The 26,089-nt window shown below is 53.3% G+C and carries 21 protein-coding genes and 1 tRNA gene; 7 read left to right on the forward strand and 15 right to left on the reverse strand.

Annotated elements, in window-relative coordinates; genetic code table 11:
- Positions 1-41: 41 nt before the first annotated feature.
- Positions 42-2,240: a catalase/peroxidase HPI gene (gene katG / locus SGR01S_RS04595; protein ID WP_061806689.1), complete on the forward strand. Its 2,199-nt coding sequence runs from the start codon at positions 42-44 to the stop codon at positions 2,238-2,240.
- A 374-nt stretch (positions 2,241-2,614) separates the two neighbouring features.
- Here katG and SGR01S_RS04600 read toward each other — a convergent pair whose 3' ends face one another.
- The 7 genes from SGR01S_RS04600 to SGR01S_RS04630 form a co-directional block, all read right to left on the reverse strand.
- Positions 2,615-4,240: an MFS transporter gene (locus tag SGR01S_RS04600; protein ID WP_061806690.1), complete on the reverse strand. Its 1,626-nt coding sequence runs from the start codon at positions 4,238-4,240 to the stop codon at positions 2,615-2,617.
- The gene (locus SGR01S_RS04605; protein ID WP_061806691.1) at positions 4,233-4,658 is read right to left on the reverse strand and encodes a DoxX family protein; all 426 of its coding nucleotides are present in this window, start codon (positions 4,656-4,658) and stop codon (positions 4,233-4,235) included. Before SGR01S_RS04605 ends, SGR01S_RS04600 begins: the two co-directional genes overlap by 8 nt.
- Positions 4,659-4,704: 46 nt before the next feature.
- On the reverse strand, positions 4,705-5,526 hold the full coding sequence (locus SGR01S_RS04610) for an alpha/beta fold hydrolase (protein ID WP_061806692.1): 822 nt from the start codon (positions 5,524-5,526) through the stop codon (positions 4,705-4,707).
- Between the two features lie 152 nt (positions 5,527-5,678).
- Positions 5,679-7,112, reverse strand: a complete 1,434-nt coding sequence (locus SGR01S_RS04615) for an MFS transporter (protein ID WP_238320978.1) — start codon at positions 7,110-7,112, stop codon at positions 5,679-5,681.
- 179 nt (positions 7,113-7,291) lie between these two features.
- Complete coding sequence (locus SGR01S_RS04620; protein ID WP_061806694.1) at positions 7,292-8,482, reverse strand: sugar transporter; 1,191 nt, start codon at positions 8,480-8,482, stop codon at positions 7,292-7,294.
- Between the two features lie 159 nt (positions 8,483-8,641).
- A complete protein-coding gene (locus tag SGR01S_RS04625) occupies positions 8,642-9,583 on the reverse strand; it encodes a sugar phosphate isomerase/epimerase family protein (protein ID WP_061806695.1) in 942 nt (313 codons plus the stop codon).
- Positions 9,584-9,606: 23 nt separating this feature from the next.
- A complete protein-coding gene (locus SGR01S_RS04630) occupies positions 9,607-10,785 on the reverse strand; it encodes a Gfo/Idh/MocA family protein (protein WP_061806696.1) in 1,179 nt (392 codons plus the stop codon).
- A gap of 321 nt (positions 10,786-11,106) precedes the next feature.
- Here SGR01S_RS04630 and SGR01S_RS04635 point away from each other — a divergent pair, with 321 nt between their 5' ends.
- Together SGR01S_RS04635 and SGR01S_RS04640 are read left to right on the forward strand one after the other, a co-directional pair.
- Positions 11,107-12,138: a LacI family DNA-binding transcriptional regulator gene (locus tag SGR01S_RS04635; RefSeq protein ID WP_061806697.1), complete on the forward strand. Its 1,032-nt coding sequence runs from the start codon at positions 11,107-11,109 to the stop codon at positions 12,136-12,138.
- Between the two features lie 47 nt (positions 12,139-12,185).
- A complete protein-coding gene (locus SGR01S_RS04640) occupies positions 12,186-12,872 on the forward strand; it encodes an aspartyl/asparaginyl beta-hydroxylase domain-containing protein (RefSeq protein WP_061806698.1) in 687 nt (228 codons plus the stop codon).
- On the opposite strand, the gene SGR01S_RS04645 is transcribed toward SGR01S_RS04640, so the two are convergent.
- The 5 genes from SGR01S_RS04645 to SGR01S_RS04665 all read right to left on the reverse strand — a co-directional run bounded on the left by SGR01S_RS04645 (position 12,869) and on the right by SGR01S_RS04665 (position 18,011).
- On the reverse strand, positions 12,869-13,585 hold the full coding sequence (locus tag SGR01S_RS04645) for an ABC transporter ATP-binding protein (RefSeq protein WP_037416984.1): 717 nt from the start codon (positions 13,583-13,585) through the stop codon (positions 12,869-12,871). The two genes, SGR01S_RS04640 and SGR01S_RS04645, sit on opposite strands and share 4 nt — an antisense overlap.
- Positions 13,582-14,457 carry an ABC transporter ATP-binding protein gene (locus SGR01S_RS04650; protein ID WP_061806699.1) on the reverse strand — a complete coding sequence of 292 codons (876 nt, stop codon included), beginning with the start codon at positions 14,455-14,457 and terminating at the stop codon, positions 13,582-13,584. Before SGR01S_RS04650 ends, SGR01S_RS04645 begins: the two co-directional genes overlap by 4 nt.
- Positions 14,454-15,740, reverse strand: coding sequence for a high-affinity branched-chain amino acid ABC transporter permease LivM (livM, locus tag SGR01S_RS04655; protein ID WP_061806700.1), 1,287 nt, complete (start codon positions 15,738-15,740; stop codon positions 14,454-14,456). Before livM ends, SGR01S_RS04650 begins: the two co-directional genes overlap by 4 nt.
- A gap of 10 nt (positions 15,741-15,750) precedes the next feature.
- The gene (locus SGR01S_RS04660; RefSeq protein WP_017893418.1) at positions 15,751-16,665 is read right to left on the reverse strand and encodes an ABC transporter permease subunit; all 915 of its coding nucleotides are present in this window, start codon (positions 16,663-16,665) and stop codon (positions 15,751-15,753) included.
- Positions 16,666-16,892: 227 nt separating this feature from the next.
- Positions 16,893-18,011, reverse strand: coding sequence for a branched-chain amino acid ABC transporter substrate-binding protein (locus tag SGR01S_RS04665; protein WP_037416975.1), 1,119 nt, complete (start codon positions 18,009-18,011; stop codon positions 16,893-16,895).
- A gap of 559 nt (positions 18,012-18,570) precedes the next feature.
- On the opposite strand from SGR01S_RS04665, the gene SGR01S_RS04670 reads away from it, so the two are divergent.
- Together SGR01S_RS04670 and SGR01S_RS04675 are read left to right on the forward strand one after the other, a co-directional pair.
- Positions 18,571-18,646: transfer RNA gene (locus SGR01S_RS04670), tRNA-Asn, on the forward strand.
- A gap of 226 nt (positions 18,647-18,872) precedes the next feature.
- Positions 18,873-19,415, forward strand: coding sequence for a DUF3916 domain-containing protein (locus SGR01S_RS04675; protein WP_061806701.1), 543 nt, complete (start codon positions 18,873-18,875; stop codon positions 19,413-19,415).
- A gap of 57 nt (positions 19,416-19,472) precedes the next feature.
- Here SGR01S_RS04675 and SGR01S_RS04680 read toward each other — a convergent pair whose 3' ends face one another.
- A complete protein-coding gene (locus SGR01S_RS04680; protein WP_061806702.1) occupies positions 19,473-20,390 on the reverse strand; it encodes a LysR family transcriptional regulator in 918 nt (305 codons plus the stop codon).
- A gap of 104 nt (positions 20,391-20,494) precedes the next feature.
- On the opposite strand from SGR01S_RS04680, the gene SGR01S_RS04685 reads away from it, so the two are divergent.
- Entirely contained in the window at positions 20,495-21,703 is a 1,209-nt protein-coding gene (locus SGR01S_RS04685) for an MFS transporter (RefSeq protein ID WP_061806703.1), read from the forward strand.
- Positions 21,704-21,886: 183 nt separating this feature from the next.
- Here SGR01S_RS04685 and SGR01S_RS04690 read toward each other — a convergent pair whose 3' ends face one another.
- Positions 21,887-23,482, reverse strand: coding sequence for a sigma factor-like helix-turn-helix DNA-binding protein (locus SGR01S_RS04690; protein WP_061806704.1), 1,596 nt, complete (start codon positions 23,480-23,482; stop codon positions 21,887-21,889).
- Between the two features lie 601 nt (positions 23,483-24,083).
- Between SGR01S_RS04690 and SGR01S_RS04695 the strand changes: the two genes are divergently transcribed.
- Positions 24,084-25,010, forward strand: a complete 927-nt coding sequence (locus SGR01S_RS04695; RefSeq protein WP_061806705.1) for a hypothetical protein — start codon at positions 24,084-24,086, stop codon at positions 25,008-25,010.
- Between the two features lie 145 nt (positions 25,011-25,155).
- Here SGR01S_RS04695 and SGR01S_RS04700 read toward each other — a convergent pair whose 3' ends face one another.
- Entirely contained in the window at positions 25,156-25,899 is a 744-nt protein-coding gene (locus tag SGR01S_RS04700) for an SDR family oxidoreductase (protein ID WP_061806706.1), read from the reverse strand.
- Positions 25,900-26,089: the final 190 nt, after the last annotated feature.

Raw genomic sequence — 26,089 nt, forward strand, 5'->3', positions numbered from 1 at the left:
CAGGGCCTGACGAGCGAACCTACAGAAGCAGAGAGCGCACCATGACAACTGAAAGTAAATGCCCGTTTTCCGGCAGCGGTAAGCCAAATACACCGCGCCGCGGCCCTTCAAATCAGGACTGGTGGCCAAACCAACTTAGCCTGAAGCCGCTGCACCAACACTCTTCCCTTTCCGACCCGATGGACCCTGACTTCGATTACGCCAAAGCCTTCAAGAGCCTTGACCTGGCCGCCGTTAAACAAGATCTGCACGCCCTGATGACCGACTCACAGGATTGGTGGCCGGCAGACTTTGGTCACTATGGTGGTCTGTTCATCCGTATGGCTTGGCACAGCGCCGGTACTTACCGTATCGGTGATGGTCGTGGTGGCGCAGGTGAAGGTCAGCAACGTTTTGCACCACTCAACAGTTGGCCTGACAACGTGAGCCTCGATAAAGCCCGTCGCTTACTGTGGCCGATCAAACAGAAATACGGTCGCAAAATCTCCTGGGCCGATCTGATTATCCTGACCGGCAACGTGGCGCTCGAATCCATGGGCTTTAAAACCTTTGGCTACGCGGGGGGTCGCGCCGACACCTGGGAACCGGATGACGTTTACTGGGGATCGGAAAAGATCTGGTTGGAACTGAGCGGCGGTGCGAACAGCCGTTATTCTGGCGATCGTGACCTCGAAAACCCACTGGCAGCCGTGCAAATGGGGCTGATTTACGTCAACCCAGAAGGCCCGGACGGTAACCCTGACCCGGTCGCAGCGGCACGTGATATTCGCGAAACCTTCGCCCGCATGGCAATGAACGACGAAGAGACCGTGGCGCTGATAGCCGGTGGTCACACCTTCGGTAAAACTCACGGTGCAGGTCCAGCATCGCACGTCGGTGACGATCCAGAATCTGCGGGCCTGGAGCTGCAAGGCCTTGGCTGGCAGAGTAGTTTCGGTACCGGTAAGGGGAAAGACGCGATCACCAGCGGTTTGGAAGTGACCTGGACGACCACCCCCACCCAGTGGAACCACGACTTCTTTAGGCACCTGTTTGAATACGAGTGGGAGTTGACGCAAAGCCCGGCTGGCGCACATCAATGGGTAGCCAAAGACGTCGGAGATACCATTCCAGATGCATTTGATCCGGCGAAAAAACAGCGCCCCACCATGCTGACAACCGATCTGTCGCTGCGCTTCGATCCAGCGTACGAAAAGATCTCACGCCGCTTCTATGAACATCCTGACCAGCTTGCTGATGCTTTCGCTCGCGCCTGGTACAAGTTGACCCACCGCGATATGGGGCCACGCGCTCGTTATCTCGGTCCAGAAGTACCGGCAGAAGAGCTGATTTGGCAGGATCCGATCCCAGAAGTCGATCATCAGTTGGTCAACGATCAGGATATCGCTGCGCTAAAAACCCAAATTCTGGCTTCCGGTTTGCCGATCTCAGTACTGGTATCCACCGCCTGGGCTTCAGCGTCTACTTTCCGCGGTTCCGATAAGCGTGGCGGTGCCAACGGTGCGCGCATTCGTCTGGCACCGCAGAAAGACTGGGCAATCAACCAACCGGCTCAACTGGCGCAAACACTGGCCACGCTGGAAGGGATCCAGCAGGCGTTCAACAATGCCCAGTCGGGTAACAAACGCGTTTCGCTGGCAGATCTGATCGTACTGGCCGGTGTAGCAGGCGTCGAGCAGGCAGCGATCAACGCAGGTCATCCTGTCAGCGTGCCCTTCACGCCGGGCCGTATGGATGCGACACAAGAGCAGACCGATGTCGACTCCTTTGAAGCGATGGAGCCGGTTGCCGATGGTTTCCGTAACTACCTGAAGCGCCAGTTCAACATTCCGGCCGAAGCCCTACTGGTCGACAAAGCGCAGTTGCTGACGCTGACGGCACCGGAAATGACGGTACTGGTCGGCGGGTTGCGGGTGTTAAACGCCAACGTGGGTCAAAGACAGCACGGCGTATTAACCCAACGGCCGCAGGCACTGAGCAACGACTTCTTCGTCAACCTGCTTGATATGGGCACCACCTGGAAACCGGTGGGCGATGATGGCGTGTTTGAAGGCCGCGACAGCAAAACTGGTGCGCTGAAGTGGACGGCAACACGTGCTGATCTGATCTTTGGTTCACACTCTCAACTGCGGGCACTGGCGGAAGTCTATGGCAGTGCCGATGCGCAGGCGAGTTTTGTGCGGGACTTTGTTGCCGCCTGGAATAAGGTGATGAACCTCGATCGTTTCGACCTCGCCTAAGTGAGAACCACAGTAACGTCGCCCGCTTAAGGAAACTTAGGCGGGCTTTTTATTCTCCGTTAACCGGGAATAGCCGCTCACCAAGAAAATCGATAAACACACGCAGTTTTGGGGCCAAATATTTGCTGGAGGGCCAGATAATCCGGAAAGAACCCTGATGCTCAACGAAGCCTTCCAATACCTTTTGCAGTTCACCGTGTTGCAGAGCCCTCTTTTCCGATATTGGGCTGGTGCTGGTCGCTGTCGGACTGGCCTGGCTGGGTCATGCATTGGCGGCAAATAACGGCAACGGATTGATAGCGCCAATGCTGTTGGGGCGGTTACATTCCCACAACAGCGCGGCGGAGCAAACATGATTGCCCGCCGCGGCTGTTTTATTCCCCTGGTTTTTCTCTTCCTAAATGCCGCAGATCAAGCGACAGGAAGTGATGCACCTGCGGTTTTTCCGGACCAATATGGAACTGCAGCGCGGCCTGTTGCAGATCGGCATCAGCATGTGAAACACGTTGATGCTGGCGCAAATGTTCTGCCCAGGATTCCACCATGAACCACTCCATCACGCACTGTGGATCGGCAGTATGCTCAGTCAGGCCCCAGGCATAGGCACCGTCGCGACGCCGCACACGTGAAAGCTGATGCAACGTCCGCAGGAACTGCGGACGATCTTCCAGCCGCACGCGGTATTCGACCTGGATCATCACTGGTCCACGATCGTTCTCTACCGGTGTGTTGAGCAAGGGTTCCGGCCAGTGATTGGACGGCTGCAGATCGGCTTCCCCTTCCGGCAAACGAATACGATGAAACGCCAGGGAAATCACTAACAACCCAATGCCGCCCGTCAGCAGCGTGGCTGCCACGCCGATCTCTTGGGCAATCAACCCCCACAACAAGCTACCGGCAGCCATAGCACCATTGAACACCATCAAATAAATCGCCAGTCCGCGCCCACGCACCCAGTTTGGCAATACCCCTTGTGCTGCCCCATTCAGCGATGTCAGCGCGATGATCCAGCCGGCACCCAGCGCCAACAGCAGTAATACCGCCAACCACTGCGGCGGGGCCAACGATAACAGTGCCATCACCACGGCGGTAATCACTGCCGCCAACAGCACCAAACCATCAGCGTTTAGCCGCTGGCGTAACCGCGGCAACAGCACCGCACCGCCTATCGCTCCCGCCCCCACGGCGCCCAACAGGATGCCGTAGAAACCTGCGGTACCACCCAACATCTGCCGCGCCACTAATGGCAATAACGCCCAAACCGAACTGGAGAATACGAAGAAGACCGCCGCCCGTAACAACACGACGTGCAGTTCACGGCTGGCGCGGGCATAGCGAATTCCGGCGCGGAAAGCGCCAAAGAAATGCTCGGAAAGGCCGTTATCCTCCACCTTGGGTCTGCGCCACCACAGTAGAGCTGAAACGACGAATACGTAGCTAAGTATGTCAGCGCCGTAGGCTGCGCCAGCGCCAAAGCTCGCCAACAACAAGCCTCCCGCCGCCGGGCCAATGGCGCGGGCGATGTTGATCCCCAGCGAGTTCAGCGCAACTGCATTTCTGAGATCGGCACGCGGTACCAGCTCGGGTACGATAGATTGCCAGGTTGGCCCCATCAATGCCCCACCGATGCCGCCGATAAAGGTCAAGACCAGTAAATACTCAACGGTCAGCGCGCCACTTTGCGACAGTAACAATAAGGTGCCGCTGACGCAGGCCAGCAGAATCTGGACAAAAATAAGGAAACGACGGCGGTCAAGAATGTCTGACAATACCCCCGCCGGGATTGCCAGCAGGAACACTGGCAGTGTGGCCGCTGTCTGCATCAATGCCACTGCCGATGGATTAGAGGATAAATCCGTCACCAGCCAGGAACTGGCGACGTCGCGCATAAAGCTACCAACGTTGCCCAATACCGTGGCCCCCCACAGCACCGCAAATACCGGGATCTTCAACGGCGCGAAACCGCCGGGTGCTGCTTTGCTCTGTGCCGATTCAGCCATCGTTATGCTCCTTGAGATCGTAAAGCGCGACCAGCAGCAACGCACCCGCCAGCCCAATATGTTCAAAAAATCCGTTCATACCGGTAAAGCGCTCCGGCGGGCTCATTTCCCAAAAACGGTTAGCCATCAGCGTGGCGGCCAGGGTAAATCCGGCCAGCGCCATCGCGCCCAGCCAGCGGTAAAAACCCGTCAGGATCAGTGCCGAAGCCCCCAGTTCAAGCACAATCACCAGGCTGGCAAACAACGCTGCCGGCTGTAGACCAAAATGGGTCATCTCCGCCATAGCCCCATTAAAATCCAGCACTTTGACCAAACCGCCCTGTATGTAGGCGGCGCAAATCGCCGGCAACATCAGCCAACGAAGCAAGGGAGTATCAACAGCATGTCTGACTCGAGAAATAAAAGCGGCAGCGCTCATGGTCGGCTCCGGTTCCACAGGCAAAACCCCCGTCCGGGGGTAAGGGTCAAGACTGGATAAACGCCAACAGATCGGCATTAAACTGTTCAGGGTCGGTTTGTGCCAACCCGTGTGAAGCACCGGGATAGACTTTCAATTCAGCCTGCCTGACAAGCTTAGCGGCTTTCAAAGCCGATGCGGCAATCGGCACAATCTGGTCGTCATCGCCGTGCACCAGCAGCGTCGGTTTGTCGATGGCCAGCAGGTCTGCGGTGTAATCGACTTCGGAAAACTCACGCACGCAGTCATACAACCCCTTCACCCCGCCCTGCATGCCCATCAGCCAGAAGCTGTCCGTCAGCCCGCTATTGACCTCGGCCCCCTTGCGGTTGAAGCCGTAAAAAGATACCGCCAAATCCTTGAAGAACTGCGAGCGGTTTTCTGCCGTTCCGCTGCGAATGCCGTCAAAAGCGGACATCGGCAAGCCCTCTGGATTGGCCGGACTCTGGAGCATCAGCGGCGGCACCGCGCCCACCAGCACCACCTTCGCCACCCTTGCGCTGCCGTGACGGCCAATATAGTGCGCCACTTCACCACCACCGGTTGAATGCCCCACCAGGATCAGATCCCGCAGATCCAACGCTTCGATCAACTCCGCCAGGTCGTCTGCATAGCGGTCCATGCTGTTGCCGTCCCAGGTCTGGTCGGAACGCCCATGGCTGCGGCGATCGTGCGCGATAACGCGGTAACCGCTTTGGCCGAAGAAGAGCATTTGGTTATCCCAGGCGTCGGCGGATAACGGCCAACCGTGAGAAAACAGGATGGGTTGCCCACGGCCCCAATCCTTATAGAAAATACGGGTGCCATCTTGGGTGGTCAGGATGCTCATAGGGTGTCTCCCGGTGGTGATAAGGGTAGGTTTTCCGGGTTAACAGTAAGGCAGGAGAGGAAACGGTGATAACGGAATTATTTTCGGATGATCGCGAGTTTTTTTGCTGAAGATACCGGCCTTGCCTCAGTGCGCAACGCCGGTTGAGTCCGTTAGATATTTTCCAGATCGATGCCGCGTGTTTTGGGACCGAATACCCCAATGACCACCATCACAATCAGCATGCTGGCAACGATAAACACAATGACACCCACCGAGCCACTGTATTGCAGGATCATGCCAATAATCAGGCTGCTGAATACCGTCGACAACCGACTAAAAGAATAGCAGAACCCGACAGCACGGGCGCGGATGTAGGTCGGAAATACCTCTGACTGGTAGGAATGATAACTGTAGGTCAGCCAAGCATTAGACCAGGTGATGAAAAACCCGCACAGAATTAGCCACAGCGGGTTGTTCTGCATAGCAAAAAGCGAACCGAAAACAACCGTGACCAGACAAGAAAGGACTATTTGCCATTTGTTTTCCATCTTGTCGGCATAGCGACTGCACAGCAGCGACCCCAACGGATAAGCCAGAGTAATAAAGAAGGCATACAGCAGACTGTGGGTGATCGACGCGCCCTTTCCAGCCAACAAGGCGGGTAACCAGTTACCAAAACCAAAGAAACCTATTGCCTGGAAGAAATTCATCACCACCAGCATCAAGGTGCGTCCACGGTATCGCGGCGCCCAGATATCTTTAAAGCTGCCCTGCGCCGGTATCTCGTTTTGTATCCCGGTATCGCGCAATGGGAACTCTGTTGTTTGGACAACACCGCAACGGCGCTCCATAGCCAACATCACTTGCCGGACCTCTGCGTAACGTCGCTGTTGCGCCAACCAGCGTGGCGATTCCGGTAACCCTTTACGCACCAGCCAAATCACCAGTGACGCCACCGCACCGGCGATCACCACATAACGCCAGCCACTCAAGCCCAGAATGGTTTGTGGAACCAACCACCAGGACATCAGCGCCACCGTCGGGACCGACAGAAACTGAATGAAAAAAGAAAAAGCAAACGCCCGGGTGCGCAGATGTGCGGGCACCCATTCGGTCAGATAGGTATCGATCGTCACCAACTCAATCCCCAGTCCGACACCGACCAGAAAACGCAGGAAGATCACCCACTCTGCCTGGTGCTGAAAAGCCAGAAACAAAGAAAACACGCCATACCAGGCCAGCGCAAACATAAAGGTCGTGCGTCGGCCAAAGCGATCGGCATAGGGGCTGAGCAGGCTGGCACCGATAAACAGGCCAAGAAAGGTCGCGGAGGCAAACGCTGCTTGATCAGAGACGCCGAACACACCTTGCGTCCCCGTATGGAATATACCTTCTGCGATTAAACCGGTGCTGATATAACCGGTTTGAAACAGGTCGTAGAGTTCAAAAAAGCCCCCTAACGCCAGCAAGGCGATAAACCGCCACAGGCCAGCTGAGGTCGGTAATGCATCAATTCTCGCTGACAGATCCTGTTCATGGATAGGCGATTGGGCCACTCCATTGTTTTCAGTAACCAAATAGCCACTCACCATTAACCATCCCATAACACAATCAATAATTTTCTATGCTATAGGCTCGGTGTCGGAGTTAAATATTTAATTAGCAGACTATGAAAAATAATTAAGCATAAAAAACTGCAGCAATCTGTTTTGCTGAGAGAAAGTTTAATCGGGGGGAGGAAACCTGATAGTGAGCTCAAGGCGCACTATCAGTAAGAAGGCGGTTAGCGGATGTGGTGGTGTTGGAACCGTTCACTGCGGTAAAAGTTCAGCAGGCACCAGCCAAGGGCGATCAACGCCAGCGGAGCAGCGACAAAACCTATGTTACCCATGCCCAGATACTGGCTAACCTGATTGCCCAGCAGTGCACCAGCGCCGATGCCGAAGTTGTATAACCCGGAGTAAATCGACATGGCGACATCGGTCGCATCCGGTGCCAGATTCAATACCTTGGCCTGCATGGATAAGCCAATCGCCATGATTGCCATGCCCCACACGGCAAACAATAACGTCAGATGGTTTTCATTGCCGGAGGCCGGTAACAGCAACAGCAGGCTCAACATCAGCAACGCGATGGCACCGATGAAAAAGCCAGAAGGGAAACGTTCGCTATAGCGGCTAAACAGCAGGCTCCCGATGATACCGGCAGCACCGAACAGCAGCAGCATCAGCGTCGTGAAGTTTTCCGACAGCCCTGCCACGGTCTGAATAAAGGGCTCGATATAACTGTAAGCGGTGAAGTTTGCTGTCACCACAATAATGGTCAGCATATACAGGCTGACCAGTGCCGGGCGCTTAAACAGCATGGGTACGCTGGCCAATGAACCGGAATGTTCGCTTTTCAGCACCGGCAGCAAACGCCACAGCAGCACCAACGCCAGCGTGGCACAGACGGCGATACCGATAAAGGTCATACGCCAACCCAGGATCTGTCCAACGATACGCCCCAGCGGCAAGCCAAGTACCATCGCCAGCGCAGTACCGCCCGCCAGCAAGCTCAGTGCCTGTGCTTTTTTGCCTGCGGGTGCGACACGGATCGCCAGTGAGGCGGTGATAGACCAGAATACGGCGTGGGCTAGCGCAACACCTGCGCGGGAGATCACCAGCGTGGTGAAGTTCCACGCCACGGCGGTCAACACATGACTGGCGATAAACAGAATAAATACCCCGATCAGCAGCTTACGCCGCTCGATCTTGCTGGTCAGCAACATGCACACTAATGAGGCCGAGGCGACGATCCAGGCATAAATAGTGATGATTAAACCCACCTGCTCGGTCTGCATCGAGAAGCTTTGGGCGATATCACTCAGCAAACCCACCGGAATAAACTCCGTGGTATTGAAGATAAATGCCGAGACAGCAAGAATGACCACGCGCAACCAGGCAGTTGAGCGAGAGACCTGAGTGTGTTCCATGTTAAACGGGATCCGGGCAGGTGCGGGAAGTAGCGATATTTTAACCAATCGGTGGGACAAATGCGATATGCGTCACACTTTTATTGGGGTGTTTTTTTCTACAGTTTTTTCCGCTAATGGTCTGCTCGTTGGCAAGCCATTAGCGGATCAGAACGCGGTTTACTGACTAATACAGTGTTTTAATGCATCAACCGAAGTCGTAATGCCGGCATCGACGGACATCGTCAGATCTTCCATCTCTAACGATACCCAGTCGTTGTAGCCCATCATGCGGACTACCGAGAAAAATGCCTTCCACCACTGCAAATCCTGGCCGCAGCCAACCGCGACATAGTTCCAGGCACGCTCCGCAACCTGTTCCACTGGCCGGGTTTCCAATAGCCCGTTGACCGCCATCATGCCACTTTCCAAGCGCACGTCCTTGCCGTGCACGTGATGAATCGCGTCGCCTAAGCGCCGGGCAACCGCAATAGGGTCAGCACCCATCCAAATCAGATGGCTGGGATCAAGGTTTAGCCCCACCATCGGCCCTACCGCGTCACGCAACCTGAACAATGTGTCCGGGTTCCACACCAGCATGGAACTGAAGTTTTCCAGCGCAAACTTTTCGATACCGAACGCCTGCGCTTTATCCACCAGCCGCTGCCAATAGGGGATCGCCACTTCGTTCCATTGATAATCGAGGCAGTTTTTCAGCGTCGGTGGCCAACTGACGGTATAGGTGATCCAGTTAGGGATGCTGTCACCGGGCGATGCGGGTGGTAATCCGCTCATCATGACGATTTTTTTTACCCCCAGGCTAGCGGCCAGCGCCAAGGTATTGTCGGTATCATGGCGATGTTTTTCCCCCAATACACCCGGATCCAGTGGGTTGCCAGAAACGTTCAGCGCGGCAATTTTCATGCCGCGGCTTTCTAATGCTGCCAGCAACCGCCGACGTTTGCCGGCGTCCTGTAATAAGGTAACGGTATCCAGATGCGGTGCTGAAGACCAACCGCCGGTGGTCATTTCCACGCCAAAAACGCCCAGTTCACCCAATCGATCCAACATGGCTTCAAACGGCAGGTGGCCCAGACTATCGGTACAGAAAGAAAGCTTCATGTTATGTCTCCGCAAAGAAAGGTTTATTCGAAGGCCACCCAGCGGGCACCCTCGTTGGCGGAACGTACGCAGTTTTCAATCCAGCGCACACCGTCGATCCCGGCGTCGATATCCGGATACACCAATTGCGCCAGCGCCTGCCGATCGCCCCGGTTGCAGGCATCAATCGCCAGAGCAAATTTCAGGTAGATGTTGGCCCAGGACTCGGTCAGCCCTTCGGTATGCAGCGCCCCCAACCGCTCCCAGGCGTTGCAGGTCTCGTCCAGATATGGCATGCCGCGATACAGTGTCTGGTTCGGTTGCCCCTGCACCTCATAGCGCAGCTCGCTGGGATTGACATCACTCCACTCCAGACTGGCTTTGGATCCGACGATACGCATGCGCTGGCTACTCATTGCACCGGCATTGACCGACGAGGCCCACATCCGCCCCACCGCGCCATTGGCGTAGCGCATCATCACCAGTGCGTTGTCTTCCAGCGGCGCGCGCGAAGGAATAAAGCTTTGCCGATCGCACAGCAGTTCACGGATCTGCATTTGCGGCATAACCAATTGAGACAGGTAATAGGTGTGGGTGGAAATGTCGCCCAGTACAAAACTGGGGCCGGAGATGTTGGGGTCGATACGCCATTTTTGCGCTTCGCTGAGACGATCAACTTCGTCCGTGGCATTAAAACCGTGGGTGTATTGCAGGTCTACCATGCGCACTTCACCGATCTGCCCACTGGCAATCATGGCACGCATTTGCAGCAACAACGGATGGCCGGAAAAACCGTAGGTTACGCCAACGATACGGTTTTTTTCCGCCGCCAACGCCTTGATTTCATAGGCCTCCTGACGGGTAAAAAACAACGGTTTTTCACAGATGACGTGCAGCCCAGCCAACAGCGCTGCACGGGTGATTTCATAGTGAGTGCCATTAGGCGTGGCCACGGATACCACTTCGATCCCGTCTTCTCTCTGCGCCTCTTGAGCAAACAGCGTGCGGTAATCCGCGTAGCAACGGTCAGCGTCAACCCCCAGATTTACGCCAAACTCACGGCCACGCTCCGGCACAATATCAAATGCCCCCGCCACCAGCACAAAAGCCGTGTTATCCCGTAATGCGCCACAGCGGTGCTTGTAACCCACCTGCCCCAGCCGCCCACCACCGACCATTGCCCAACGCAGAGGACGTGCCGTTCTTCTTTCGCCATTCAACATAGTTGCTCCCGAAGTCTAACGTTGCCAATAATTCTGCCGCATTGCACCCGGGTGCAAATTTGAATGCACCCGGGTGCAAAATCAGGTGGCAACTTGACCGCAAAACAAATGCCACTTGCGATGGACTATTGGAGATGGTTAAAAATAAGTCAAATACGCTATGAGAAATCTGCTGCTTAGGATCACACATTGCCGATAAAAGGATCCTGAGCCTTGCCCGGTTTGCCCCATAGATTCCACCGCGTGCGGCGGTCACTCCCGCATCTGACAGCGCTGTGCTAATCTGTTGAACCCATACCGTTTTTTCTTCACGAGCGAAAAATGATGGCGAAAAAACCCGGTTCTATCCCGGCACCGACTGCACGTAAAGCGACGGCCAGTGATGTGGCAGCCCGCGCCGGCGTGTCTAAATGGACGGTATCGCGCGCCTTTACGGACGGCGCATCGATCTCGCCGCAGGCGATGCTGCGCGTTCAAACCGCAGCACGCGAATTGGGTTATCGCCCTAATCTGCTGGCGCGGAGCCTGTCGAAAAAAAGCACCCGCATTATCGGGCTGGTGGCGGACGAACTGAAAAACCCGCATATCTTTACGCTGCTGGACGAAGTCACCCGGCACTTGCAAAGCCGCGGCTATATGGCATTGCTGCTGAACATCACCTCGGAAAACGACTATGAATCGGTGCTGACGCTGGCCGATCAAATGCAGGTGGACGGCCTGCTGTTTCTTGGCACCCTGCTCAATGACCGGCTAATTACGCTGGCGCAGGATATTCACCATATTCCGCTGGTGGTGCTTTATCGCTACAGCGAAAGCCCGTATATCCAGGTATTGGCGACCAATGGCTATCAGGCCGGGCAAGAAATCGGAGAATTGTTACTCGCGCAGGGTCATCAACGCATGGGGTATCTGGCAGGGCCAGTGAGTGAATCCACCCAGTTACGCCGTCTTGACGGTTTTCGTGCAGCATTGGCGGAGAAACAACGTGACATCAGCGTGGTGCTACAGGCTCCGCATTATCAACGCCTCTGCGGCATGGAGGCGTTTACGGCCTACCTGGCCGCCACCCCGCCGGAACAGCGGGTTGAGGCGATTTTTTGTGAAAACGATATTCTGGCGGTAGGCGTGATCGACGCCATGCGTGCCCTGCCGGACTGCGCACCCATTGCCGTGGTGGGCTTTGACGACATTGAGCTGGCCGCCTCCCCCAGCTACCAGTTAACCACCTACCGCCAACCCATGCAGTCGCTGATTGCCGAAGGCATTCATTGTCTGACACAGGCTTTCGAACCCGGCGGACAAACGTTGTATACCGGAGAATTAATCATCCGACAGTCGCATATTAAACAATAATAATATCAAGAGACGGCGAGAAATCTGGTTACTCTATTGAGGTCATTATGTCAGCTATCTATGATTGGTCCGTGTTGGCATTACGCCGTATTTACGATCGTCGCATTAGCGGTACACCCGTGCTCGACAGTGCACACCTGTTCCCTGATGCCCAGCGCTTTACCGGCCAGTGGCAACAGATACGTGAAGAGGCGCTGACCGTAGCGGAAGATCTGCGTAATATTCCGCGATTTCACGAGATTATGATCGAACAGGCGTCGATCTCCGACAATGATGCGCGCGACTGGCGTATGTTTATCATGAAAGCCTATGGCCAGCCGATTGCGCGTAATCTGGCACGCTGCCCAACATTGGCTGGGCTGATTGCCTCATCCCCCGACGTCCTTTCCGCTTCGCTGTCCTTCCTGGCACCCGGGAAACAAGTGCCGGCACACCGTGGCCCGTTCCGCGGCATTCTGCGTGGCTATCTGGTGTTATCGATGCCTAAACGTGCCGATGGTCTGCCTGCCGCCGTGTTGAAAGTTGACGGGCAAGAATACCGCCTGAACGACGGAGAATTTATGCTGTGGGACGATACCTTCGAACACGAAGTCTGGAATGACAGCGCTGAGGTGCGCACCGTGTTGCTGCTGGATATCCGCCGCCGCGATTTACCCTCCGGGCTGCGGATCCTGTCCAGTGGCATCATCGCACTGGTGCGGCTGAACGTACGCTGGATCCAGCGCCAGTTCTAGGCGCCGCCCAGATAAGCTTTCCTCACCTCCGGATCGTTTAGCAGCTCTGCGCCGCTACCGGTCAGACGGATTTGGCCGTTGACCATGACATAGCCGCGATCGGACAGCTTCAGCGCATGGTTGGCATTCTGTTCCACCAGAAACAACGTCATGCCCCCACGGGTTAACTCCTGCAATATGCTGAAGATCTGTTTGACGATGATCGGTGCCAATCCCAGGCTCGGCTCGTCCAGCAACAGCAGTTTTGGTCGACTCATCAGTGCCCGGGCAATCGCTAACATTTGTTGCTCACCGCCGGACATGGTCATCGCGCGCTGGTTACGCCGCTCCTTTAGACGTGGGAACAGATCGAACATGCGCAACAAATCCTCATCTACATAGCGATTGCCAATGGTAATGGTGCCCATCAGCAGGTTTTCCTCCACGCTCATGTCCGGAAAAATACGCCGCCCTTCGGGGGCCTGAGCGATGCCGCTGCTGGCGACATAATGGGTAGAACGCTGGCTGATGTCCTCACCGCGAAACAGGATCTGCCCGCCGCTGATACGCGGCTGACCGAAAATCGACATCAGTAACGTCGACTTACCCGCACCGTTGGCGCCAATCAGCGCCACCGTTTCCCCTTCATTCACCTGCAACGAGACCTGCTGCAACGCCTGGATCGGACCGTAAAACACGTCCACGCTGCGAAACTCCAACATCACATTGCTCATCCCGCCAGTTCCTCTTCATCTGCGCCAAGGTAAGCGGCGATCACCGAATCGTTATGCTGGATTTCTTTCGGCGTGCCTTCGGCGATCACATCGCCGTGATCAAGCACGATCACCCGATCGGAGATCTCCATTACCATACCCATATCGTGTTCGATCAACAGCACCGTGATGCCGTGATGCTGGCGCAGAAAACGGATAATACGGCTCAGGGTCGCCGTCTCCACCGGGTTCAGTCCGGCGGCAGGTTCGTCGAGACAGATCATCTCCGGCGTGGTGCACATTGCTCGCGCGATCTCCAGCCGTCGCTGCTGGCCGTAGGACATTTCCCCCGCCAGTCGGTTTGCACAGTCCACCAGTTCCACCACTTCCAGCCAGTAAAAGGCACGATCCAGCGCCTGGCTTTCTGCCCGGCGGTAACCCGGCGTATTGAGCACGCCGGCGATCAGATTGCGGTTGCTCAGCATGTGCTGCGCCACCAGCAGGTTCTCCACCACCGACATTTCGCGGAACAAACGGATGTTCTGGAAGGTGCGCGCCAGCCCGGCACGATTGACCAGGTGGGTGCCGCCAAACATTTTGTAGTAAACGCGCGAGCCCAGGCGTTTCGGGTTAACCCAGTCACCGGCGCGGAATTTCTGCCCCAACACCTGGATCACGTCGGTCGGCCGCTTATGGGTGTTGAGCAGGATCGCGCCGCCGGTGGCGCGATAAAAACCGGTCAGACAGTTGAATACCGTGGTTTTCCCGGCACCGTTGGGGCCAATCAGCGCGGTGATGGAACCGCGCTCTACAGCCAGATTGACGTCATTGAGTGCCTTGATGCCGCCGAAATGCATCATCAGATGCTCAACCTTAAGGATAGCGTCGTTCATGGCTCTACCCCCTTGCGCGGAGCAAAGCTGGAACGACTGATGCGCACCAGCCCACGTGGCCGCCAGATCATCATCGCCACCATCAACACGCCGAACAGCAGCACCCGGTACTCGGCGAAGCTGCGCAACAGCTCAGGCGCCACCGTGAGCACAAACGCCGCCAGCACCACGCCGATGGTCGACCCCATGCCGCCCAGTACCACGATCGCCAGGATCAACGCCGACTCAAAGAAGGTGAATGAGGTGGGATTGACGAAGCCCTGATAAGTGGCGAAAAACACCCCGGCCAGCCCGGCGGTGGAGGCGCCCATCATAAAGGCCGACAGCTTCACCAGAACGTGGTTCAGCCCGAGAGAACGACAGGCGATTTCATCTTCGCGCAGTGCCTCCCAGGCGCGGCCGATTGGCATACGCGTCAACCGGTGCTTGATATACAGCACCAGCAGCACCACCAGAAACAGCACGGCATAGATAAAAATAAACTTCAGATTAGGGTTATAAGCAATCCCGAGGAATTCGTGGATCGGTACGCCGCCGTCCTTCGCTCGCCGGCCAAACTCCAGGCCAAAAATCGTTGGGGCCGGTACAGAGACACCGTTGGGGCCACCGGTCAGCGACATCCAGTTATTCAGCACCAGACGGATAATTTCCCCGAAGCCCAGCGTGACGATCGCCAGATAGTCGCCGTGCATACGCAACACGGGGAACCCCAGCAGCGCACCGGCCAGCGCGGCCATCAATGCCCCCAGCGGCAACATCGCCCAGAACCCCAGCCCAAGATACTGGTAACCCAGCGCCAACCCATAAGCACCAATGGCGTAGAACGCCACATAGCCCAGATCAAGCAGCCCAGCCAGGCCCACAACGATGTTCAACCCCAGCCCAAGCAATACGTAAATTAACCCCAGTATTGCTACTGTCAGTAGGTACTTGGTGGCAATAAACGGGAACAACAGCGCGATAACTGCCATTAACGGAACTCCCCAACGCAGACTGGTTTTGGCCCCAATCGGCCGGACATAGACGCCGTCGTTACCGCCGTCAAAGCGCGTTAACAGCTTGCGGCCCGGTGCGGTCTGCAAAAACAGGCTTAGCAGCAGTCGCCCAGCCATCACCGCCGCGATAATCCACACCAGACGGCGCGGCTCAAAATTAAAGCTGTATCCGTTGAGAACAATACCGACGATCGGCCCAAACACGATCAGGGCGATCAGCCCAGCCAATACGGCGTCCAGCAGGCTGCGTTTAATGTTCAGCCCTTGGTGAACCAGAGATTGCGACATAGTTTTCCCCTCAAACCTTAGCGACCATTGGTCGTCCGAGCAGGCCCTGAGGGCGGAAAATCAGGATCACCACCAGCAAGCCGAAGGAAAATACATCTTTGTAATCCGAGTTAACCATACCGGCAAACTGCGCCTCCGCGACACCCAGCAGCAGGCCACCGAGCATTGCACCGGGCAACGAACCTATACCGCCCAGCACCGCAGCGGTGAAGGCTTTAATGCCGATGATAAAGCCGACGTAGAAATCAAAGGTGCCGTAGTTCATGGTAATCAGCACCCCGGCCAAACCAGCCATGGCGGCACCAATCACGAACACCAGGGAGATCACCCTGTCTGTGTTGATACCCAGAATGGACGCCATCTTGCGATCTTGTTGGGTCGCGCGGCAGATACGCCCCAGGCGGGTGTGCTGAATGATGTAAGTGAGGATAGCCATGCCCAGCAGTGAGGCGACCAGGATAAACACCTTGGTGTAAGTGATTTGGATCACCCCGCCGTCAAAGTTGAGGCGGAACACGCCGTCCAGCAGCGTCGGGATCCCTTGCTGGCGCGGCCCCTGGCTGATTTGCGCGTAGTTTTGCAAAATCAGCGACATGCCGATGGCGGAGATCAGCGGTGCCAGACGAGTAGAGTTGCGCAAGGGTTTGTAGGCGATACGCTCGATCACCCAGCCATACACGCCAGTAACGACGATGGTAAATACCAGCGTGCCGAGGATCAGCAGCGGGAAGGATTGCAGGCCGAAGAACGACAGCAGTGCCAACCCAATGGCGCAAAGGTAGGCGGAAATCATGTATACCTCGCCGTGGGCGAAGTTAATCATGCCGATAATGCCGTAAACCATGGTGTAGCCGATGGCGATCAGGCCGTAAACCGCGCCGAGCGTCAGGCCGTTGATCAACTGTTGCAGAAAGAAAACATCCATAATGAGCAGTCTCGCCTGGTGGGACCGCAAGCTGGTGCAGACGCGGCCCAAGGGAAGTATCGGCGCGGACCCGCCAAACACGCGGATCCGCTTATGGGTTAATCCTCTATGAATTTCAAGTGACAGTTAGGCGGCAAGTACGGGAGTCCCCAGAAGCTTAGGTTCACTAAGTGACTGGGGGAACGTATGCAGCCAACAACGCTGTGGCTTGAAAGACGCCGAGGATTTTAGAGTTGGTGATATTTGCCTTTATCGTCCCATTGGTAGACCACGTAATCCGATACCTTCAGGTCGCCCTTCTTATCCCAGGCCTTTTTGCCCATTACGGTATCCACATCATGCGATTTCAGCCATTCGCTGGCCTTGGCGCTGTCTTTGCCACCGGTCGCGTTGAACGCCGCGGCGATCGCCTGAATAGAGGCGTAGGAGTAGAGGGTGTAACCTTCTGGTTCAAAACCGCTGGCACGGAACTTGGCGATCACTGCTTTACCTTCCGGAATCTGGCGCGGATCGTTACCGAAGGTCATCAGCACGCCGTTGGTATACTGTGGCCCACCGGCAGCAGTCACCAGCTCTTCGGTCACGATGCAGTCACCGGAGAAGAACTTGGCGGTCACGCCCTGCTCACGCATCTGGCGCACCAATGGCCCAGCCTCTGGATGGCAGCCACCGAAATAGACCACGTCAGGTTTAACCGAGGCGATCTTGGTCACCAGTGCGTTGAAGTCTTTTTCACCGCGTGACAGCCCTTCATACAGCACTTCCTTCACGCCGCGCTTGTTCATCTCTGCTCTGGCGGCATCTGCCAACCCCTGACCGTAGGTGTCTTTGTCGTGGATCACCGCGATGCGTTTGGCTTTCAGAGTATTGAGCATGTAGTTGGTGGCGATCACCCCTTGCTGGTCATCACGACCGCACATGCGGAACATGTTGGCCATGTTGCGCTCGGTGATCTGCGGGTTGGTTGAGCCGGGGGTGATGGCGATAATGCCGGCCTCGTCATACACCTCGGAGGCTGGCATGGTGGAGGAGGAGCAGAAGTGCCCCACCACCGCCGCGACCTTGTCCTGATCCACCAAACGGTTGGCAACGGCGACCGCTTGTTTAGGTTCGCAGGCGTCATCCCCTTGAACCAGTTTGATTTTTTCCCCTTTAATCCCGCCTGCAGCGTTAATATCCGCTGCCGCCTGCGAAGCACCACGCCAATACTGATCGCCATAGGTCGCATTCGGCCCAGAGAACGGCCCGGCGACGCCGATAACGATATCGGCCTGAGCATAAAAAGCAGAACCTAAACAACCGATAAGCAGAGCAGCGAGCGGACTTTTAATCAATTTCGATGACATTGTTGTATTCCTCAGCACTGTTTTTAGATCCCAAATAATTGGCGCTGTATCAAAGCGGCGAGAACACCGATACGGCTTCAAGTATCACAGGTATAGCGGAACGCCCAGAGGCGTGGAGCAATCACTTTATGTGTAGACGGCGAAAATAATTTGCGCGAGAGCGCAGTCGCATTCCCCGCATTTAAACAAGCAAAAATCTAGCCATTGTGACGGCCAATACATATTTTCTGTCCATTCATCCTACATATCAGAGAGAAAATGCGAGGTTTCAGCGCCGTCAGGAGGCTCTGTGAGGGGATCTGCTGGCTAACTCGTCGCAATATTTTTCTGCGGTATTATCCGTTCATCTACGGCGATATCGCCCTGCGCACCAGAAGCGTGCAATGGCCGGTGCAAACCCAACGCCGGGGATTTTTGGGTGAAAAACAGCGTGGATAAACAAGATGAGTGCCGAAAAACAACGCAACATGCTCATTACGACAGCAAACACACTTTTTTCGTAGTTTAGTGCTTTGACAAAGCCGCACCACCCCGCTATTATTCGCCCCGTTCACACGATTCCTCTGTAGTTCAGTCGGTAGAACGGCGGACTGTTAATCCGTATGTCACTGGTTCGAGTCCAGTCAGAGGAGCCATATTTAGAGAAGCCCGCTCAGGGAAACCTGAGCGGGATTTTTGCTTTTGTTTTTTTATCGGTGGTTAGGAGCCTGTGCCGGATATGTCAGCGTTCCAATCTGTGACGGTTGCCAAGTGACAACACAGGTATTACTGGTAATATTTAAGCTATCGAAGAGGGACAGCACAGTTCTAAATTATGATTTTAGTCAGGACTGTTTGAACAGATAGGGAAGCTTAAAATAGATGAGTAGGCGTCTAAACAGAGATTACCGTACTAAAATAAGAAATATTCCCCGCCGCTTAAAAGCGCTTAACCGTTGGGCGGAAACCTTCCATGATCCAATCCTCGCAGATTTTCCAGAAGACCAACGCTACTGGAACTACAAAATTCCTGTAGATGTCAATCTTGTTGAGGGAAAACACAGTGTCCAGAAAACCAAAGCAGCCTGCGCGCAAGCGTTAATTGACGCATGTTCTAATTTAATACTTGCAACAGCCGGCTCGAGCTACAGCCCGCGAATTACTTCTGTTATCTGCCTCCCGGATATGTTTACCAGCGAAGTCTGTCTTTACCATTCTGAAGAGTACTATCAGGGTTTCATATGCGAAAGCACTTCTGAAAATGTGGCTTCATCGATCATTACGGGGCGTAGCCTTGCTGAAGAATGGGGATTAACTCTGCCAGAGAATGTACAGGAGTTGGGGACCTCGCTTGAATACTATGGCGGTGACGATCCCGATGAATGGTTTACAGGCGAACGTTGGTACTATGGCCAAGTGTTATAAAAGCGCGTTTAATGTCCGTTTCGCATAGTGCCAGCCTCACAGTGAAACGATGCCACCTTATGTTGCTAAGGATATATTGCTCAATTTCTGATGCATGAAATCAATAAGCGCTCTTGTTTTAGCGGGCAAGTAACGCCGATCTGAATAAAGTGCAAACAATTGCAATGGGGCTGCCGATTGTTCAAACTCAACCTCGATTAACCGTCCATCGCTAATGTAGGGTTGGCAGGCTTGTTTCGATAGAATTGCAAAACCGACACCTGATACCGCAGCCCGTCCTGCCATCTCTCCGCTGTTTACCCGATAATGCCCATTAACCTTAATTGTCTCGAATCCTCCCTTTGTATTGACAAACTGCCAGGGGGCACCTTTCAGTGCACTTACCGTTGTAATGCAGGGTAATTCTTCAAATTGCTGGATATGAGAAGGGGTACCATAACGCTGAATGACGGAGGGAGCTGCAACAACGGTGCAAGGGATAGTCATCAGATGACGAGCTATGTAGTCACTGTCATCCATCTGACCCCGGGTAATAATGATAGCTAAATCCAAATCATCTCGCAGGGATTCGAGGCCCGACAAATTTGTGACACAGCTGATCTCCAGATCCGGGTACAGACAGGCGAAATCGGCAACAACAGAACCCAGCAATGCAGGGCCTATTTCATTGGGAATACAGATGCGTAATGGGCCCTTGAGTTGCATTTGCCGCAACGTTAATTCTGTCTCAGTTTGCTCAAGTGCCTCCAGTAATGGCTTCGCTCGGGTATAGAGTAGGTGCCCCGCCTGGGTGAGTTTCATGTGTCGGGTGCTGCGCTCAATAAGCTGAAGATTCAGTTTTTCTTCTAACTGAGAAATACAACGACTAACATTTGATGTCGGCATTTCAAGGACTTTCGATGCCCCGACAAAACTTTCTCTTTCAACCACAGCAATGAATACTTTTAGGGTATTAAAATCAAGAGCCGAACGCATCAACTATCCCATATTTGATAATAATGAATGCCATTTCTACCATATAATACATACCATTGATAGCGGTTAAACTCAGGGTATCTTTTATCCATAGGTTGCTTGCTATGCCACTGGCCACACAGACGTTTAACCATAAAACTCTCATGCGGATAGCCATTGTAATGGCTTTTATCCAGTTCACTAATGCGCTGGAATACATGGCGTTGACGCCTGTTTTTGCTTTTATGGCCGATGGATTTTCGGTTCCTGTATCATTTTCTGGCTATGTTTCTGGTATGTACACACTGGGTGCTGTCCTTTCTGGAATTATTGCTTTTTATATGATCGACCGGTTTAATAAAAAACAATTCTTGGTCAATAATATGGTGCTGCTGTGTGCATTAACATTTTTGTCCACACTCACGACTCATTTTGACACTCTACTCGTACTACGATTTTGCGCAGGATTGGTTGGTGGTACGACAATGGGGGTGGGTACGAGCATTTTGATAAACTATGCCCCAGCGAACTTACGTGGAAAAATGCTGGCAACGGTGATTGCATCATTCTCGATGGTGAGTATCGTCGGCATGCCAGCTATATTATTTTTGTGCACGCACTATGGTTGGCATACTGCGCTGTGGTTAATCAGCTCACTTTGCCTACTGTCTTTACCGTTGATAGTATTTATTATCCCCAAGGATACGGTTCCATCAAGCGTGAAGGTTAATCTATCTATTGATACCCAAACCTTACTTTTCGCCTCTTGTGCTGCAATAGTACAATTTAGCCCAATGCTAATTATTCCGATTTTGACGCCATTAATGACGCAGTATATGGGAGCACAACAAAACCTATTACCCTTATTGTTCTTAAGTGGAGGGATTGCAGGTTATCTGTCTACAAAAATAACCGGTGTTCTAACATCGCGTTTATCTGCTCTGATGTTGGCAACAATTTCAACGCTGTTCTTTGTAGCAAGTTTGCTGATTCCTGCGATGGACTATCATAATGCATTTCTATTTATAACCTTATTTCTTGGAGCCTCATATAGCCGACTTGTTTCCGCTTCGTCGGTTGCTGTCCAGTATCCTGAGAATGAACAACGAGCCAGTTTTTCTTCACTACAGGCAGCAATTATGTCCCTGATAACAACTCTCGCATTCTTTTTGTCTTCCTTATTACTACCTGACCAGGGAATAACAACGCAAAATCTAAACAGACTGTTAGCTGTAAGTGCATTAGCCGCAGCTGGATTTCCTGTAATGGTCATAATACTTCAGAAGAAACTGGCCAAACGGACTATCCAGCCTGACCATCTCATCATTGATTAGCATAACATCCGCCTCTGGCACAAAGCGGGCATGTATCCTCACTATTGCTCCAGTAGCACCACTTAATGTCCGGTGAATGAGCGTTCGTCATGCTGACCAAGCCAGGTATTTACAGAGCTGTCTACACCCGTATTTAACGGATAATGTTTCTGTAAATAGACCCATTTTAGAAAGCTCACGGGCTCAGTCCAGTATAGCCAGCACGGTGTCATGGGCATTTCGCGCAGTAATGCGGTAGGATCTGTCTACCTCAGCACCTGACTGAATGATATACGCCGTCAGATCGAACCGTGTAAGTTCATGCCGCGTGCATAACCCCATCATGTCGCGCCAGGTCAGAACCCCAGATGCGTTCAGTTCGTTTTCTATCAGCGTCCATTTAGCCGCAGGGATGACATGTTCTTCCAGTTGCCGTAACGTATGTCGATCGCTGACAACCAGCCATCCCCACCCTCGCGCGTGCGCCCATGCCCGACCCGCAATGGCTTTTGCACAGTTGATGCTTAAGGCCATGCTGTCTGTTGGTTTAACTTCGACAAGCAGGCACCGGCCATCAAGGGTCGCAACGAGCAGATCCGGGTAATACTTTCGGAGTTTGCCTTTAAAACTGTACGGAATAGCAACGGGTTGTTCCTGATAAAAGGAAACCTGGTCGCTGCGCTCCAACAGCGTCATGATATCTAGCTCAAGTCCGGACTCGTACTGGACGACGCGTTCGAGCTTCTGTGAGTAAAAATGACCGGCGATATCCGAATCATTGACTACTCGCTGAGAAGAGAGCTGCGCTGCCGGTGGTGGCGGAGCGATGACTGAGGGCCAGTCTGTATTATTTAACCAGCCGCTGAGCACAGATTCAATTCTCTCTTTCGCGGCTCGACTCCGGTCCAGCTCGCGCAACTTTGTCTTTTGTAGTCGTGAAATAGTGGAGAAGAATCCCACAATTTCCACTCTCTTAACCTTCAGAATACCGGCAGTGCAGAGAATGAACTTCGCGGCCAGTTCAGGCGACGTCATAAAATCACGGTGAGCGATACGATGCGCCCATATCGCTATTTCATACGAGGAATCACTGACTGCGATAATAAGCTTTTTAAGAGCGGCGCCGGGGGTTCCCTCAAAGCGAGACTTAGCCGCTAGCCGCCTGAAGGCCCGCTCCTGAATTTGTCTGACTCTCTCACGGGAAACGCCCCATTTGATGGCGATCTCAGCGAGTGTATGGGGATACTCATCTATGCCGAAACGCATCAGAAGAACATCACGATCGCGCTCCTTAGATAAACTCTCCACAGCCGCACTAACCAGCATGATGACATCGGATTCACTGGCTACATAATCCAGAAATTCCGTGTTGGGGACGAAATCTGTTATTTGCTTTTCGTCTGGCGTTTTACCGCTCGCTCCCGGCATCGCTGCACATGACGAAACAGCTTGCTCACCAACCCTCTGTGGTATCCCTATTTCTTGTTTTTTTTCCGGGGCTTTTTCTGTTGCAGCAGACAGACGCAGGGCATTGATAAGACATGCCCGTTCTTGACTTCGTGTTTCGTTGAAATAGCGCGCCAGATCACACACTGAAGCAATATTGTTGTTCTGGCAAAATTCAGAGGGGAGCAAACGCTTAATCGCGCCATATATACCTCCAAACGTACGCTGATGACGTTCGGCAAGCTCACTTAGCGTGAGACCCTGCTCTATTGCTAAGATCAGTTGCTGAAATTCTTCTTTACCCCACGGAGCTCCATGGCGCGCTGGAAAGTTTTTGGTGGTGGTTTCAGACATAGCTTTAGCGATATATCCCTATTTTTCGTTACGAACTGCCTCACTGAAAGCGCATGACGTCCATTTACGGTGATAATGGTAGCAAATTCAGTCTGTGGCAGAAAACAGCCGCACCGACATTAGCCTAATTATTGGATCTCTGTTCCTTCCCATCTCCCAATAACAATGTCATTGCTCCCGCAGCCCCCGTTTTGTTCCTAAGCAACGCTTTCGGCTGAAAGCTCCAGAGTAAATACTATCCTGATAGCGAGTGGATTAATGGTACTTCATCCTTTACCTAGTGGTGAGCCACAGAGGTCCACTTTAGCGAGAAGCGGAAGTAGGCACTTTTGCTCCCACAAGAGTGTCTACATAAACAGTCGCAACTCAGCCATGTTCCCGTCCCCTGCGCAATACTTTGGCGCACAAAACCGGGAATGTGTACGTAAGGTGCTGCTTCATTAGAGAAAATTGAGTGGAGTGGACTGGTCTCGTCGGCAGGCTGAAGGTAGCTGATCCCGGCAGACGTTTTTCGGTTTGTCGGGCCGAAAGGTAAGTAATACTATAATTTTTAAAAGCTTAAAATAAGTAAGATGCATAAACATGAAGTTAAAGGACAGACATGACAGCATATTCAAACTCTGATGCGGCAAGGGACTTACGCCCGGCCTTAGACAAGGCGCCCGCAGGCGCTGTGAACGGAGAATGGTTCTTTATCACCGAGCAGGCTGGAGTCTCCTCACGGTCCGGAGGCTACATGTATGCAGACGGGAGTCACGTTGCAGAGGGTAACCACTCCTTTCAGAAGATCCAGGAGGTTGTCGAGAAACTCGAAGCATCACGGATACAGCCCTTTAATAAGGTTATTGTTCGCTGGACAAGGTCTAAAATACCGTTAGTACGGGGGCGCGTTACGGTTGACACAATATTCGACGAGGCAATTGTACCGCGCGGTCCTCAAAACCCGATTTATGAGGCAGCCGCTGTAGCAAGGCGAGCTTTTTGGGAAATGTATGGCGGCGTCTCAGATGGCTTTGCTGCTGAACGAGGTGACGTAAATGTACACAACCAGACGAAATGGTTCGGGCCCCATCGCCGGGTGATCAACACTAAGAGTAACACCAAATTAACGCTGGCCACTGATGGCCTCTCGACGCCCTGGGCCGGCATTGCAGACCCGGAAAATGGCGTAGGATGCGAACTTTTCATGGAATTAGATGCTTCGGATATTACCAGCCATCAGATTGATGACTGGGCTCATCTATTAATTAGCTTAGGAGATCTCGTTGCCGATGGGCATGAGATCGCTGCCGATGTTGAAAAATATGGAGCAATCCTGTTTTGCACTCTTACAGGCGATTATAACCCAATGACCCGGATCATTCTCAGCCGTGATGGTCGTAGGATTGATAATTTGCCTTTCGGTTCAGTTCCGCTGATCCGTGTAACGCCGATAGCAGAGTCAGAGATTGAACACCTGGACCAATCCGATGAATGGGCATCAAACGCAGCAAGACATGCTCTCGCGGAACGGCGGATAGAAACATAGACAATTATCACGAAGTTATTCATGCCCCTTACGAGGCAGAGTGAGTGAGTCACCTTCCTTAAAGGAAGAACAGCATCAAATGATCGAACCTTGTTCAGCTGTGAGCGAAAATGGACGTTGACTATTCTGTTCAACGTCACCAAATTCAGCCCCTAACCTTCAGGTCTTCGCGCGTTGGACCTTGAAAGTAGATGCTACTTATATGGCAACTGCGAGGTTGAGCCAGCACAAAACGAATCGTTTCCCAGATCGATCGCCCATTCATCAGACGCTCCCCCATTCTGGATTGATTATCGACAAATGTATCTAACCCACTAAGTTCGAAATCCGGTGGGTACAACCCAGTAACACGTATGTTTTCTTCGGACAACTGCTGGGACAGTTTAGTTGTAAACCCGCTAAGCCCATGTTTGCTGGCGAAAAAAGCAGGATGCGCAATTGAATCCGTAAAATTCGGAATCCCACATGCAGATATAATTGAGACGATATCAGCGCTGTCTGAACGTCTTAACTCAGGCAACAATGCCTGAGTCAGTAGGATCGAACCTGTCAGGCCTGAACTGATGGTATTGATAATTTCTGTGTCAGGTTGATCGTCTAGCGTTCCTGACAACCACTGAGCAGCATTGAGGATTAAAATGTCTATGGGCTTGTCTGAAGTTAACAGCTGTGAAGAAAACTGAGAAAGGGATTCAGGCTGGGTTAAATCACAGATATATCCTTTTGCAATGCCGCCTTCAGCAGTGATGATGCTGCAGGTTTTTTGAATATCATCAGCCCGCCGCGCGCAAAAATCCACTTCGACGCCTTCTCGCGCCAACCACACGCACAGCGCCTGACCAAATCCTCCGCCTCCACCGGTAATAACAGCTCTTTTACCTCTCAGCATCTTCATGCATCCTTTTATCAATGAGTATGTGTTGATGGAGATATAGCATGGGAAGGCGGAGTGATATCTTTCAGTTAGTGCCCTTTTTACATGAGGAATATAAATAAGCTGCACTGCAAACTGTTTAATAGCGTGCCAGGGGATTAGCAACTTCCTCTATTGGCACAAAACTGCCTATGGCAAGAACGTG

The organism is Serratia grimesii NBRC 13537, assembly GCF_001590905.1.
GTDB classification, from domain to species: Bacteria; Pseudomonadota; Gammaproteobacteria; order Enterobacterales; family Enterobacteriaceae; genus Serratia; species Serratia grimesii.